Origin of the sequence: Curtobacterium sp. MCSS17_016 (assembly GCF_003234255.2) — a bacterium.
Classification (GTDB): Bacteria; Actinomycetota; Actinomycetes; order Actinomycetales; family Microbacteriaceae; genus Curtobacterium; species Curtobacterium flaccumfaciens.
In genome coordinates this window covers 1,615,009-1,629,675 of record NZ_CP126254.1, presented here as the reverse complement: position 1 = coordinate 1,629,675, position 14,667 = coordinate 1,615,009, and the positions used below count along the sequence as shown (strand labels likewise).

Here is a 14,667-nt window from a genome sequence, read left to right as displayed (position 1 = left end):
CTATCGGTTCGTGCGCTCCGTCACGGCGGCCCCGTGCGCGGGGAGCTGCTCCTCGGTGGACAGGGCGACGATGTGCGGCGCGACCTCGGCCAGGGCCTCGGGCGTGTACCGGACGATCTGCTGGGGTCGCAGGAACGTCGACGCGGACAGCCCGGACCCGAACCGGGCCTGGCCGCCCGTCGGCAGCACGTGGTTCGACCCGGCCAGGTAGTCCCCCAGGCTCACCGGCGTGCTCGGCCCGACGAACACCGCACCGGCGGCGTCGATGTCGGCCAGCACGGCGTCGTCGTCGACCGTCTGGATCTCGAGGTGCTCCGGCCCGTAGGCGTTGCTCACGGTCGCCGCGTCGGTCAGCGAGTCCACCAGGACGATCGCGGACTGCGGTCCGTCCAGGGCGGTCTGGAGGCGCGCAGCCGTCCCGAGCACCGCCGTGCGTTCCGGGATGGCGGCTTCCACCGCGTCGGCGAACGCCGCGGACGTCGTCACCAGCACGCTGCCGGCCTGCTCGTCGTGCTCGGCCTGGCTGATGAGGTCGGCGGCCACCAACCCGGCGTCCGCGGTGTCGTCCGCGATCACGAGGATCTCGGTCGCCCCGGCCTCGGAGTCGATGCCCACCACCCCGCGCACCAGGCGCTTGGCGGCGGCGACGTAGTTGTTGCCCGGACCGGTGACCAGGTCGACGGGCTCGAGGTCGATCTCGGCGACGCCGTACGCCAGCGCGCCGACGGCGCCGGCGCCGCCCATCGCGTAGACCTCGTCGATGCCGAGCAGCCCCGCCGCGGCGAGGATCGTCGGGTGCACCGCGCCGCCGTGGTCACGCTGCGGCGGCGACACGAGGGCGATCGAGGGCACGCCCGCGACCTGGGCCGCGACGACGTTCATCACGACGCTGGACGGGTAGACGGCCTTGCCACCGGGCACGTAGAGACCCACGCGGCGCATCGGCTGCCAGCGCTGGTGGACCTCGGCGCCGTCGGCCAGGGTGGTCACGGACGGGGCGGGGATCTGCGCGGCACTCGCGGCCCGGACCCGGCGGATGGCCTCGTCGAGGGCTGCCCGGACCTCGGGCGTGAGCCCGGCCACGGCTGCGGTGATCTCGGCAGCGGGCACCCGGACGTTCGCCGGGGCCCCACCGTCGAAGCGCTCGGCCTGGTCGTGCAGGGCAGCGGCCCCACGGTGCCGGACGTCCTCGATCAACTCGCGCGCGGCGTCGACCGCGTGCGACACGTCACCCGCGGCGCGGGGCATGAGTCGGAGGAGTTCGGCACGGGCGGGGAGGCCGCCGCGGAGGTCGATTCGCTGCATCATGAGGGGTCCGATCCTACCGAGCCGAACGCCGACGCCCAGTAACGTGAGGGCTGATGAACTTCGAGAAGGCACGGCGCCTCGTGAGCGACCTCGTCCGGGTGAACGAGCGGTACGCACGCGACGGCCACTACCGCAACGACGTCCGTGAGCGACTCGGCCGGACGGTGTCCCGGGTCGACGTGGGTGTGGCTCGGCGGGAACGCGATCGTGCGCCGCTGGCCGCGCGCCCGTTCGACGGCCTGGTGGAGACGAGCCTGTCGCTCGCCGGCATCCGCACCGTGGACCGCGATCCCGAGGTGGTGCTCGTGGTCGACGAACTCCGCGAGGGTGCCGCCTTCGCCGGGGTGCAGACCGCCCTGGCCGTCGCACTCGCGCTCGGCGACCGGCTCGGCCGGCGGGTCCGGGTCGTCATGGTCCGGTGGACGACACCCGGCAACAGTGCCGCTGCAGCCGAGGCGCTCGTCGCCGACCGGTTCCCGGAGTCGCGGGTCGACGGACGTCCCGGCGTCCGCGTGGTCCGGCGCGAGGACGTCCTGGACACCGAGTTCGGCCGCGACGACGTCTGGGTCGCCACGCACTGGAAGACCGCGCACCCGATCGACGTCGCCGTCACCGCCGGTGTCGTCCCCCGACACCGCGTCGTGTACCTGGTGCAGGACTACGAACCCGGCTTCAGCCCGTGGTCGACCGAGTACGCGGTCGCCGCCTCGACCTACCGCGCCGGCTTCCGGATGCTCGTGAACTCCGAGCCGCTGCGCCGGTACCTGGCCGACGTCGAGGGCCTCGACGTCCCCTCCGAGCACACCTTCGCACCGCACCTCGACCTCGAGCTGCTCGAACGCGTGGCCGCTGCCCGGGGGCACGAGGACGTGGTCCGGGTCCTCTTCTACGGCCGTCCGAGCAAGCACCGGAACCTGTTCCGCCTCGGCGTCGCCGCGCTGCGGGTCGCGGTGCAGGAGCTGGCCGACGACGGCATCCGGGTCGAGTTCCACTCGGCCGGTGAACAGCACGGCGACGTCGAGCTCGACGGGGGCCGGGGCGACGTGAAGCTCGTCTCGCACGGCACCATGCCCTGGGACGACTACTTCCGGTTCATCGCATCGACGAACGTGGTGCTGTCGCTCCAGCACAGCCCGCACCCGAGCCACCCACCGTTCGACGGCGCGGTGTCCGGCGCACGTGTCGTGACGAACGAGTTCCGCGGCACCCGGGCGCACCTGCACCCGAACCTCGAGGCGGTCCCCGCCGATGCCCGTTCCCTCGGCCTGGCCGTCGCCGACGCCGTCCGGCAGGCAGCTGCGGACGGCCCGACCGGGCACGTGCCCCTGGCCGCGGGGGTGCTCGGTGGCCCGCTGGAGACCGCCGTGGACGCCCTCGCACGTGCACTCGAAGCAGAGGAGTCCGACCGATGACCCGCTCCACCCTCGTCGTCGTGCCCGTGTACGGCGACCTCGACTCCCTGCTGCGGTGCGTCGACGGGCTCCTCGAGCACCTGGACACCCAACGGCACCGCGCCCTGTTCGTCAACGACTGCGGGCCCGAGGCGGACACCATCGAGCGGGCGCTGCTCGACCGGATCGGCGACCGCCCCGGGTTCCGGTACGAGCGGAACGACCACAACCTCGGGTTCGTCGGCACGTGCAACCGTGCCGTGGACGAACTCGACCGCGGCGCCGACGACGCCGGCACCGAGGCCGTCCTGCTCCTCAACAGCGACGCCGTGCCGACGGCGGGGTTCCTCGACGCGATGCTCGCGGTCCTCGACGAGGACCGCACCGGCGTCGTGACCGCGCGCAGTGACAACGCGACGATCGCGAGCATCCCCTACCGCCTGACCAACCGGGGTACGGCCCGCACCGAGGACCGCACGCGACGGGTCTGGGGCGAGCTCGCACCGCTGCTCCCGGTGTCCCAGGTCCTGCCCGTCGCGATGGGCTTCTGCTTCCTCACCCGCCGCGAGCTGATCGCCGAGCACGGTCTGTTCGACGAGGCCTTCGCGCCCGGCTACGGCGAGGAGAACGACTACTGCCTCCGGATCGCCGCCCACGGCTGGCTCGCCAAGATCGCCAACCGCGCGCTGGTCCTGCACGCCGGCGGCAAGAGCTTCTCCGGCAACCGCAGCGCGCTGCGCGCCGCGCACCAGCGCGTGCTCGAGGGTCGCTACCCGTTCCTGCCGGACGCAGTGGCCGCGTACCAGCGGCACGGCATGACGGCGACCGAGCGGTTCGCCGACGTCCTCGTCCCCTCGGGGCAGCGCCCGCGGCTCGCCGTGGACCTGCGGCACGTCGAGGACGCCGACACGCTCGTCCGCCAGGTCGACGCGGCCTTCGGGGACGGCTTCGACCTGGAGGCCCGGCTCCCCGCCGGTACGTCGGCACCGGCCGCGTGGACCGTCACCACCGGAGACCCCAGCCCGGACGACCTCGTCACGGTCGCCGTGCTCGTGGACCCGGCGCCCGCGGACGTCGTCGCGGCCAACCGGCGGGCGCTCCACCTGGTGGTCGTGCGGGCCGCGCAGAACGCGGTGCCGTGGTCGTCGCGAGCGCACCGGACGGGCGCCGACACCCTCGCGGCCGTCGTGGACCACTTCGCCGTGGTCGTCGCACCGGGCGCGGTCACCGACGCCCGTGCACGCATCGAGGATGCGCTGACGGCCCCGCTCGCGGGCACGGCCGACGCGCTCGAACGTCGGTGGGCGGCGCTGCTCCCCCTCGACCTCACGGCCGCCGACGTCGCCGCGGCCAGCGCAGCGGACGAGGTCGTGCGCCTGCGCCGGGAGCTCACCGGCCTGCGCGCGAGCAGGTCCTTCCGCACCGGCCAGGCGATCGCGAAGGTCGCCGCACGACTGCCGGGGCGCCGCTGATGGCCGAGGCGAAGGGCATCGGCCGCGTCGCACGGCGCCTCGCCCGACCCTTCCGGGGCCCGGACCGACCACTGACCGTGACCGACCGGCTCGACCGCTGGGCCCGGCGGATCGCCGAGTTCGAGGTACTGGACCGCGCGTACTTCGAGGCACAGACCGGACGGACGTTCGACACCGACGCCGACGCCGTCGCGTTCTACGTGCACAACGACGGGCAGCGTGGGCTCTCGCTGCACCCGCTCATCGAGCACGAGTGGATGCGCGAGCACCAGCCCGTCCCCGCGATGTCCTGGTACGACGCCCTGCACCAGGAGGGCCCCGAGCTCTTCCAGACCGGGCCGCTCTTCGACGCAGGCGTGTACGCCGCCTCGGTGCCGGGAGCCGACCGCCCGGCGACCACGCTCGATGCGCTCCGGCACTTCCTGCGGAACGCGACCGACGCGACCACGCTCCCCGTGCCTCCAGGCCGCCGTGGCGACGCTCCCACCTGGGCCGCCGCACGCGACGCAGCCGTCGCCGCTGCGCGCGCGTTCGCCGGTGCGCAGCACCGCACCCGGCGGCGCTACCGGTCCACGTGGGACGGGCCCGAGGTCGCCGAGGCCCTCGGCCGGTACCCGCGCGGTGTCGCGCGGCGCGACGCGGAGCAACCGCTCGTGTCGATCGTGATGCCGGTGTACCGGCGCGCCGACGTGGTCGGTGCGGCGATCGCTTCGGTGCGAGGGCAGCAGCACACGAACTGGGAACTCCTCGTGGTCGACGACGGGTCCGGCGACAACACCGTCGACGTCGTGCGCGGGCTCGCTGCCGAAGACGGGCGCATCCGGCTCCTCGAGCGGGAGAACGGCGGTGCCGGCGCCGCCCGGAACACCGGACTCGCGGCCGTGCGTGGCGACTTCGTCGCGTTCCTCGACGCCGACAACACCTGGCGTCCCGAACACCTGACCGCGGCCCTCGCGGCTCTGCTCGAGACCGACGGGCCCGCCGTGCACACGGGGCTGCGGATGGTCGGCGCGAACAACGCGGACGACCGGACCGCGCCCGTCGAGACGTACCGCGGCGAGGACGGCACGCTCGACGACCTGCTCGCCGGCAACTTCATCGACCTCAACGCGCTCGTGGTCCGCCGTGACGTCGCCGCAGGGGTCGGCCCGTTCGACGAGACGCTCCGACGCTGGATCGACTGGGAGTGGCTGCTCCGCATCGGGCAGCGGTTCGGGGTGCCTGCGTACGTGCCCGTCATCGGCGTCGACTACGACAACGTGCGGGACCAGCGACGGGTCTCCTCCGCCCAGCCCGCGTCGTGGCAGGAGGTCGCGCTCGCCCGCCACCGCATCGACTGGGACGCCCTGGCGTCCGCAGCACCGACACGGGACACCGGACTCGTCTCGGTCGTCGTCCCGGTGTTCCGCGACTGGACGATGACCCGGCGCGCCGTCGATGCCGTGCTGGCCGCGGCGGACCACGACGGTGACCGCATCGAGGTCGTGCTCATCGACAACGGTTCTCCGCGATCCGTCTCGGCGATCCTCGGCGCCTGGTTCAGCGACGAGTCCCGCGTGGTCCTGCAGCGGGAGGACCGGAACCGGAACTTCGCGCTCGGGAGCAACCTCGGGCTCTCCCGGTCCCGCGGTGGCACCGTCGTCATGCTCAACAACGACACCGAGGTCACGACCGGGTGGCTGCGGCCGCTGGTGTCGGCGCTCGACGACCCGACGGTGCTCGGCGCGCAACCGCTGCTCCTGTACCCGGACGGTGTCGTGCAGGCCGCGGGCACGGTGTTCGGCGGGGACAAGGTGCTGCCGTGGCACTTCCTCGGCGACCACCCGCGGCACGATGCCGACCGGGCGTTCGGGGGCGGGGCTACGCGGCCTGCTGGGCTTCCGCGGTTCTCCGCCATCACGGCTGCGGCTGCGGCGTTCCGGGCCGCCGACCTGATCCGCTGGCAGGGGTTCGACCCCGTGTTCGCGAACGGACTCGAGGACGTCGACCTGTGCCTGCGGGCGCTCGCGTCGTCACCGGATGGCTCGGCGTTCGTCGTCGTGCCGTCCTCGGTCGTCGTGCACCACGAGAGCCGCTCCCCCGGTCGGGACGACGCCCGCGTCGACAACCGGCGGGTGTTCGACGAGCGCTGGCGGGGGCGGTACCCAGCGGCGGACGCTGCGGAGCGCTACGAGGCGGCCGGGCTCCGGTACCTCGGTGTCGAGCCGGGGCTGCCGAAGGGGCACCGGGTGATGGTGCGGTCGTCGCGGCCGGTCGTCGTCCGGGGCGGCTCCGATGCTGCGGGTGCTGCGGGTGGTTCCGGTTCGGCGGGCGCCGGCGCTGCTGGTGCTTCCGGTGCGTCCGGTCTTCGGGTCGCTCTCAAGCACGACGGGTCACGGGTGGCGGACGTCACCGCGTTGTTGTCCGCGCTCGAGACGGCGGGACACACCGTGCAGGTCGACGTCCCGACGTCCTGGTACCGGGGGTCGAGCGGGCTCGACGACATCACCGTGCTGGTCAGCGGCGGCGCGGACGGCGGGTCCGTCTCGTGGGTCCCGCAGCCGGGTGCCCGGAACATCGTGTGGCTCGGTGCCGGGCAGGTCGTGACGGAAGGGGACTTCGCGGTGGTCGTCGAGGCCGGGGACGATGCTGCGCAGGTCGCGCGTGCGCTCTGACGCGAGGCTCCCTCGCGTCCGGGGCTGATTCTTCGGACATGTTCACCGTCCTCATGGTCGTGTGCCGCAGAGCGTTCACCTTCGCGGAGCAGAGTTCCGGGTATGTCGCTCCTCTCGGAAGCAATGCGGTCGACCTTCACGACCAAGTGCGTGGTGTGCAGCGCAGTCATCCGCAAGCGCGACGCGCTCGACCACGACGGACACGCGTTCTGCTCGGTCCTGCACGAGGCCGAGTACATCGTCGCGACGCTCGACTGACGTCGGCCCGTAGGATCGGGCAGTGCCCGATCGATCCCTCCTGGTGTTCCCCGCCTACCGGGACAACCCCTACCTCAACCTGATGCTGCTGGCCCCGAGGGCCCGCGGCTGGAACGTCCTCGAGAGCCTGCGCCTCGAGCACCTCGAACAGCACCTCGGCCGCTTCGGCGCTGGTGACGTGTTCCACATGCACTGGACCGCACCGATCGTGCAGCGCGACGAGGACGACCTCGACGAAGCACGACTACGGCTCGACCGGTTCCGGACCTCCGTCGACGCGGCCCGCGCACGAGGCACACGTCTCGTGTGGACCATCCACAACGTCCTCCCCCACGACGCCAGGCACCTCGAACTCGAGCTCGAACTCAACCGTTACCTGGCCGACGTCGCGGACGCAGTGCACGTCATGAACGCCGCGACACCTTCGGCCGTCGCCGAGTTCTACGAGCTCGAAACCTCCCGCGTCACGCACATCCCGCACCCCAGCTACCAAGGCGTCTACCCGTCGTCCGTGTCGCGCGCCGAGGCCCGAGCGTCCCTCGGCCTCGGGGACGACGAACGGACCCTCCTGGCCTTCGGGCAGATGCGCCCGTACAAGGGCCTCGACGTCCTCGTCGACGCCGTGCGACGGATCGAGCCAGTCGCCCGACCGGTGCTCCTGCTCGCAGGGAGGACCTCTGAACAGGACCGCGCCGAGATCGACGAACTGCTCGGCGACGACGTGCGTGCGGTCCGCGAGCACGAGCACGTCGACGATGGCGACGTCCAACGGTGGTTCCGCGCCGCGGACACGGCAGTGTTCCCGTACCGCCGCGTCCTCAACTCAGGCAGTCTCCACCTCGCGGCGTCGTTCGGCGTGCCGTCCGTACTGCCGGACGAGACGCACCTCCGCGACGAGTTCGGAGCCGAGGGATGGGTCCGCTGGTTCGACACCAGCAGCCCTGCTGCGTCGCTGGCCGCGCTGCTGACCGAGCCTGCGCTCGGGGCCGACGGCGCGGCCGAGTTCAGTCAGCGCTTGGCGCCCTTCGCGTTGTCGCGGCGCTACGCGGATTTGCTCGACGAGACCTGCCGTTGATCAGACATCCAGCCCTCGTGGCAGTCGAGACGCCTCGATGATGCGCTTCCGGAACGACCCTCCGAGCACCGCGTACTGTCTCGGGCCTGCTGGGTGGATCCCGTCCGTGCTGAAGCCCTGAGTCCAGCCGAGTCCGTCGCGGGCAGCGTCCCAAGGGTCGATCCACGACCATCGCTTCCGCGTGGTGAACTCGTGCAGATCTTCGTTGTAAGTCAAGGCTGCAGAACCGTGGGCGTCGTATGGCGGGATGGATGACACCATGACGTGCTCGGGCTGGATCACTTCGACGATCTGCTCGTACGAAGCCGCTTCGTCGGCAACGTTCTTCCCGATCCGAACCGCGTTCGTGCCGGCCAGGATCACGAGGACGTCGACGTCCGCGATCGGTCGGACAGCGTTCGCCATTTCATCTGGTGTTGCTCCGGAGCGGGCCCAGCCGCCGACGAACTCGATGCCGTCGCCGACCGCGTACGTCATCCAGGTCTCGTCGTCGAGCCCGTTCCCGAGGAAACGCGATCGCCCTGCACTCAGTGAGTCGCCGACGATCGCAACCCGGAGCGATCGCCAGCGAGCGCTCGGATCGGCAGCCTGTGGCATGGGATGCGTGCCGACCGTGTCACGCGACGACGGCTCGACGATGACGCCGGCCGAGAGCACTGCCAGCAGCCCGAGGAAGAGCGCGGTGGTGAGGAGGCGACGCACGTGACCAGTGTGCATGACGTTTCGTCGAGTTCGAGAACCGGTCAGCGACCCATCCGGAGGGCACGAGTCAGCTTCTGCTTGAGGCCGCTAGGACGCGGTCCCCGTCGATCGATGAGGAAGCGCCAGCCGTCGGTGCGGTCGGCGAGGGGCTGGATCGGGTGCTCGTCGCCGAGGGGCGGCAGGGGCATGCGCGCGGTGACTGTGGGAAAGCGCTCCGAGACTCCGTCGAGCACGAGGTCCACGGAGTACCGACCACCCTCGAGGTCGGCTGCGTGCAGTTCTGCTTCCAGGTGAGCCCCCGTCCGGACGGAGCGGAGGCGCACCTGTCCACCGCCGGGCTGTGACAACTCGAGGCGGACGGGCAGATCCTTCGGCTGGCCGTTGAAGTCTCCCTCGATGGACAGCCCGATCGGGGAGCCATCGGCCCGGGACACCACGAAGGGCAAGCTGTGGGCGAGCGAGGAGACGTGCATGATCAGATCCACTCGCTCGGCGGACATCGCGCCGGCCATCGCACGGAGCAGTTCGGACGAGCCTGCAGGCAGGTCGAGGTCGCGCACCTCCGGGAGGAGGCCTTCGATGAACTCCTCGTCGACCTCGCTTGCGGTGTTCACCAGGTGCGGTACGAGACCGTCGATCGTCAGCCGGGCAGCGACGCCCTCGTCGACGGTTCGGATGGCACTGATCGCGTCGAACCACGCCGCGAGGCGCTCGCGAGAGGACGCGCTCGCCATCCCGCGAGCAAAATCCCCCGCGGTGGACGCCGCGCCACTGAGGACGAGCATCCAAAGCGCACGCCGCTCCGGCGCAGCCGTCTCGAGCACGTCGAGTGGCATCTCCTCGGCCAGGTCCTTCGCCGCTCGAAGGATCCGATCGGGCGCCCGGGTTCCGTCGTCGCTCACGAGGAAACGAGACAGGTGCGCCCACCCGTCCGCGTCGAACACGATCTCGGCGTGCTGGCGCGCGAGCACCTCATCGTGGCGTACCAGGCGTGCACAACGATGCTCCTGCTCGAAGTACCGGAGTGTGACATCAACGTCCGAGCGGCGAGACAAGGACGACGAATCGCCCCGGTCGCGGTACAGGTACACGCAGTCCGGAACGACGTCGATCGAGCGCGCCGCGATGAACGCCTTCGTCATGGGTTCGATGTCCTCGACGCTCGCGATCTCGGGGAACCGGATCTCGGCCCGCTCCAAGAACGAGCGACGGAACATGCGGTTCCAGCAGGCGCGGCCGGACATCAGGGCAGGCAGCTCGCGCGGAGCAACGGCTGTCCTCGCCGCATCGAACCCATACCACCGCTTCGTCGGACTCCACGTCGCCGTTGCGGAGAACTTGAGGTGATTGCCGATCACCATGTCGGAGCCGGAGGCCCGCAAGGACGTGAGCATCGAGTTGTACGCACCGTCAGGCACCAAGTCGTCCGAATCGGCAAACACCACGTACTCTCCGCGGGCAGCAAGTAGACCCTTGTTCCGGGCTGCTGCTGCCGACGATGCGCTCGAGCGGATCAGGCGGATCCGCTCGTCGTCGCTCGCCAGTGCCTCGACGAACTCGGCGGTTCCATCGATCGAGCCGTTGTCGAGCACGATCAGCTCAAGATCGACACCACGCTGGGAAACGGCACTCTCCACGAGCTCGCCAATCCACGGCCGGCTGTTCCGCGCAGGGACGATCACGGTCAGTACGGGGAACGCCGGTTGAGGATCGGACACCAGCAGACGGTACCAACACAGAACGACCCACGTCCGAAGAGCCTCCGGATGCCTGATAATCTCTCGTGAGTTGAGCCCCAGGGCTCGTTTTCCGCGCGCCGAGGGGGATTCGTCGCGTGCTCGAACGCGAAAGGTCCACGCTTGCCCGGCAAGTCAGATGCGCTCATCACGGCGATCATCCCGAGCTACAACGTCGCTCGATACCTCCCCGAGTTCCTCGGCGGACTCGACGAACAGGTCAACGGACTCGAGGATGTCGAACTCGTCTTCGTCAACGACGGATCGACCGATGACACACTCAGCGCGATCGAACGCTGGGCGAACGGACGCGACCGCGTGGTGGTCGTCGACCAGCAAAATGCGGGTCTCTCCAACGCTCGGAACGTGGGAATGTCCCGAGCTTCCGGCACGTGGGTGACCTTCCCAGACCCCGACGACAAGCTTGCTCCGACGTACTTCGCCGAGGTCGTCAAGTTCATCCGGCTCCACGATCGCGCTGATCTCAGCCTCCTCGGCACCCACCAGATCGTCTGGGACGAGGCCACCGGCGAACTCAACGACACCCATCCGTTGCGCAAGAAGTTCGAGGCCGGCAGCCGTATCGCTGACCTGCACAGCGAACCTCTCGTCCACATGAGCGCGAACTCGTCGTTCATGCGTCTCGACCTGATCCGGGAGCTGGAGCTCACCTTCGACCCGGAGGTCCGGCCAAACTTCGAGGACGGGCACTTCATCGCTCGGTACTTGATGCTGTCGAACACGCACAAGCTCGGGCTCCTGGCATCAGCCAAGTACCACTACCGGACCAGGACCGACGGTAGCTCCCTGGTCCAGGTCAGTTACCTCAAGCCCGAGAAGTACACGACGCTCCTCGAGCAGGGATACCTCACCCTGCTCGAGCTCGCGGAGCGTGAGCTCGGGGCCGTGCCGCGGTGGCTCGAGAACGTGCTGCTCTACGAGCTCTTCTGGTACTACAAGAACGAACGCAAGATCCGGTCGATCACCGCTGCCGCTCCGGCCGATGCACTTCCCCGCTTCCACGAACTCGTCGCCGCGATCCTCCAGTACATCTCAGCGGACGCTATTCGAGAGTTCAATGTCATGGGCGTCGAGTTCTCGATCAAGCGAACGTTCCTCGAGGGCTACCGCAGCACCGACTCGATGCCTGACTACGTTCGCGTCAACGAAGTGGACGAGCTCCGCCAGGAGACCCATCTGACCTACTGGTTCTCCGGACCGAACCTCCCCGAGACGTTCGTCGTCGACGATGCCGAGGTTTCCCCCCTGCATGCGAAGACCGAAGACTTCGAGTTCTACGGTCGCGTGACGATTCGCCGACGACACATCTGGCTGAAGCGCGGGCTCCGCACAGTGGTCCGGGTGGCAGGGACGACCCTGTCCAGCGTGCGGCATGAGCAGTGGGGACACACTCAGGCGATCACGATCCGGGACCTCGCGCCGATCATCCACGACGAGCGTCGCCGAGCGGCGGGTCGTCTCGGGGCACCCGAGGAGACGCTGTCGGATCGAACCCGAGCCCTCTCTAGGCGCGTCCGCGCCGATGTCAGCAAGTACCTCTCGAAGCGAGCTCGTGAAGATGCTCGGACGTCGCGAGCGCTGCATCGCCGTTCCACACGCGACCGCTTCGCGCATGCGTGGGCGTTCATGGACAAGGACACCCACGCTGGCGACAATGCAGAACACCTGTACCGCCACGTCGCCCGTCACCGTCCGGACATCAACTCGTGGTTCATCCTGGATCGTGCTTCGCCGGACTGGGACCGTCTCGCCGCCGAAGGCTTCCGGCTGGTCCCCTACCGATCCGCCGAATGGGTGTCGCTGCTCCTCAGCGCGGACCACCTCGCGTCGTCCCACATCGATCACTACGTCATCCACCCGCTCGAGGCCTGGCGCTACGGCAAGTCGCACTTCAAGTTCACCTTCCTGCAGCACGGCATCACCAAGGACGACCTGTCGCGCTGGTTGAACATCAAGCCGATCGACGTATTCGTGACTGCGACACCGCCCGAATGGCAGTCGATCGCCTGTGACGGCCCGTTCTCGTTCACGTCCCGTGAGACGGTACTGACCGGCTTTCCTCGGCACGACGCGCTGCTCGCGAAGCGCGCTGACCGAAGTGAGGAGGAGCGCGACGCGATCGTGTTCATGCCCACCTGGCGCCAGACGCTCCTCGGTGCGTCCATCCCGGGTTCGAACGCGCGGGCAAAGGGAACGAACTTCGCGACGAGTGAGTACGCACAGCAGTACGGAGCCCTGCTCCGATCACCGCGGCTCCGAGAGCTGGCGACCGCGACCGGCAAGAAGCTGATCTTCATGCCGCACCCGAACATGAAACCGCACCTCGACGAGTTCGATGTCCCGGACTACGTCGAACTTCGCGGCTACGACGACACCGACGTCCAGACAGTGCTCGCGAGGGCGTCGCTCGTCCTCACCGACTACTCCTCGCTCGGTTTCGAAGCCTCGTTCCTCCACGTGCCCGTCGTGTACTTCCAGTTCGACGCAGCGGAGTTCTTCAACGGCATGCACATCGGTCGGCGCGGGTACTTCGACTACGGCCGCGACGGCTTCGGCCCGGTCGCGACCGACATCGAAGCCGCATTGGCCGCGATCGAAGCAAGCGCAGAGCAGGGTTGGCAGCTCGCTGAGCCGTACCGGGCGCGCGTTCTCACAACGTTCACGCTCCGCGACGGTCGGAGCAGCGAACGGGTCATCGCCGCGATGGAGGCCGTGTACGGCGGAGAGCGTCTGCCATCGCCGATGGATCAGATCGCGGTGCCGGACGCCCCATCGCTGAGCCGTTCCTGAGCACACACCACCGATCAACGGGTGCGATCACACCCCACCACAAGAACGAGGCACACCGAGCTGATGGTTGAAACGGCCCCTCCTCCCCTGCTCCGACGCACCCAGAACGGACGAGCGAAGAACCGGTACGGCCTCCTCGACGGTCTGCGCTTCGGTGCGGCATTCGTCGTGCTCGCATTCCACTACACGGCGCGCGAAACGAGCGCGTGGACGGTGCCGGTCGCTGAGCGCGCCCCCGGACTCTTCGACGTGACGAAGTACGGCGTCCTCGGCGTCGACCTCTTCTTCGTGATCAGTGGCTTCGTGATCCTGATGACGGCGTGGGACCGCTCCTTGCCAGACTTCACCGCCTCTCGGGTCGCGCGGCTGTTCCCCGCCTACTGGGTGTGCGTCCTGCTCACCGCGGCGGTTCTCGTACTCGACGGCGCGAACCTCATGACGAGCCGTGTCCTCGTCAACCTGACGATGGTCCAATCTGCTTTCGCGGTCCCCCACGTCGACGGTGTGTACTGGACGCTCTGGGTCGAGATGCGCTTCTACGCGCTGATGGCGCTCTTCATCCTGGTCGGGATCACCAAGAACCGGATCATCTGCTTCGCAGTCCTGTGGCCAGTCGTCGGCGCGATCGCAGAAACGACGCATCTCGACTTCCTCGCCTACGCCCTCGTCTGGCAGCACGCCGCATTGTTCGCCGGCGGGATGCTGTTGTTCGTCATCGTGCGTGAGGGGCACTCGCTCGTCCTCTGGCTCGCGTTCGCCGCTGACGTCCTCATGGCGTTCGCATCGTCCGCCCCAGAGCTCGCGGCGCGGATCTCGAGCACCAGCGGAGCGGGTGTGCCCTCGACTGCCGCATGGGGCGGTGTTCTCCTCTGTTACGCGCTCGTTGCGCTCGTGACGCTGACACCCTTGCGACGAGTGAGCTGGAAATGGCTTTCCGTCGCCGGCGCCCTGACCTATCCCCTGTACCTCTTGCACGAACAGATCGGATGGGCGGTCATCCGTCACACTGAGCAGCTCGGATGGGTGCCTGCGGCGACTCTCGCGACCCTCGTGTCATTGGCGCTCGCCATCGGAGTGCACTACCTCGTCGAGCGGCGCGGCGGACCCGCACTGCGACGAGCCATCCGCAAGGGTTTCGGAGACGCGCCGCCGACGACCGTCGAGAGCGCTCCGCGCTCAACATCTCGGTAGCTCGTCCCTGGATCGGCTCGCCACCAAAGCCCTGCCACTCACGCTGAGCAAACTCACACACGAAGTAGG

At 69.4% G+C, this 14,667-nt stretch carries 10 protein-coding genes; 7 read left to right on the top strand and 3 right to left on the bottom strand.

All coding sequences use genetic code 11. The annotated features are described in order from the left end of the window. Window positions 1-1,308, bottom strand: a complete 1,308-nt coding sequence (hisD, locus tag DEJ19_RS07740) for a histidinol dehydrogenase (protein ID WP_111233524.1) — start codon at window positions 1,306-1,308, stop codon at window positions 1-3. Between the two features lie 53 nt (window positions 1,309-1,361). On the opposite strand from hisD, the gene DEJ19_RS07735 reads away from it, so the two are divergent. The 5 genes from DEJ19_RS07735 (at window position 1,362) to DEJ19_RS07715 (ending at window position 8,158) form a co-directional block, all read left to right on the top strand. Continuing rightward, complete coding sequence (locus DEJ19_RS07735; RefSeq protein WP_111233523.1) at window positions 1,362-2,720, top strand: rhamnosyltransferase WsaF family glycosyltransferase; 1,359 nt, start codon at window positions 1,362-1,364, stop codon at window positions 2,718-2,720. Beyond that, window positions 2,717-4,171: a glycosyltransferase family 2 protein gene (locus DEJ19_RS07730; protein WP_111233522.1), complete on the top strand. Its 1,455-nt coding sequence runs from the start codon at window positions 2,717-2,719 to the stop codon at window positions 4,169-4,171. Before DEJ19_RS07735 ends, DEJ19_RS07730 begins: the two co-directional genes overlap by 4 nt. Then, on the top strand, window positions 4,171-6,825 hold the full coding sequence (locus DEJ19_RS07725; RefSeq protein ID WP_111233521.1) for a glycosyltransferase: 2,655 nt from the start codon (window positions 4,171-4,173) through the stop codon (window positions 6,823-6,825). The genes DEJ19_RS07730 and DEJ19_RS07725 overlap by 1 nt, the downstream gene beginning before the upstream one ends. Before the next feature lie 102 nt (window positions 6,826-6,927). Beyond that, window positions 6,928-7,083 (top strand): hypothetical protein, encoded by a 156-nt coding sequence (locus tag DEJ19_RS07720; RefSeq protein WP_181441561.1) that lies wholly within the window; start codon window positions 6,928-6,930, stop codon window positions 7,081-7,083. A 22-nt stretch (window positions 7,084-7,105) separates the two neighbouring features. After that, a complete protein-coding gene (locus tag DEJ19_RS07715; protein WP_111233520.1) occupies window positions 7,106-8,158 on the top strand; it encodes a glycosyltransferase in 1,053 nt (350 codons plus the stop codon). On the opposite strand, the gene DEJ19_RS07710 is transcribed toward DEJ19_RS07715, so the two are convergent. Both DEJ19_RS07710 and DEJ19_RS07705 read right to left on the bottom strand, forming a co-directional pair. Continuing rightward, entirely contained in the window at window positions 8,159-8,860 is a 702-nt protein-coding gene (locus tag DEJ19_RS07710; RefSeq protein ID WP_181441560.1) for an SGNH/GDSL hydrolase family protein, read from the bottom strand. It lies immediately after the preceding gene. Window positions 8,861-8,901: 41 nt separating this feature from the next. After that, window positions 8,902-10,578: a glycosyltransferase family 2 protein gene (locus tag DEJ19_RS07705; protein ID WP_181441559.1), complete on the bottom strand. Its 1,677-nt coding sequence runs from the start codon at window positions 10,576-10,578 to the stop codon at window positions 8,902-8,904. Window positions 10,579-10,719: 141 nt separating this feature from the next. Here DEJ19_RS07705 and DEJ19_RS07700 point away from each other — a divergent pair, with 141 nt between their 5' ends. Beyond that, entirely contained in the window at window positions 10,720-13,407 is a 2,688-nt protein-coding gene (locus DEJ19_RS07700; RefSeq protein ID WP_111233517.1) for a bifunctional glycosyltransferase/CDP-glycerol:glycerophosphate glycerophosphotransferase, read from the top strand. 21 nt (window positions 13,408-13,428) lie between these two features. Continuing rightward, window positions 13,429-14,598, top strand: coding sequence for an acyltransferase family protein (locus DEJ19_RS07695; RefSeq protein ID WP_284176597.1), 1,170 nt, complete (start codon window positions 13,429-13,431; stop codon window positions 14,596-14,598). The last annotated feature ends 69 nt before the right edge of the window (window positions 14,599-14,667 follow it).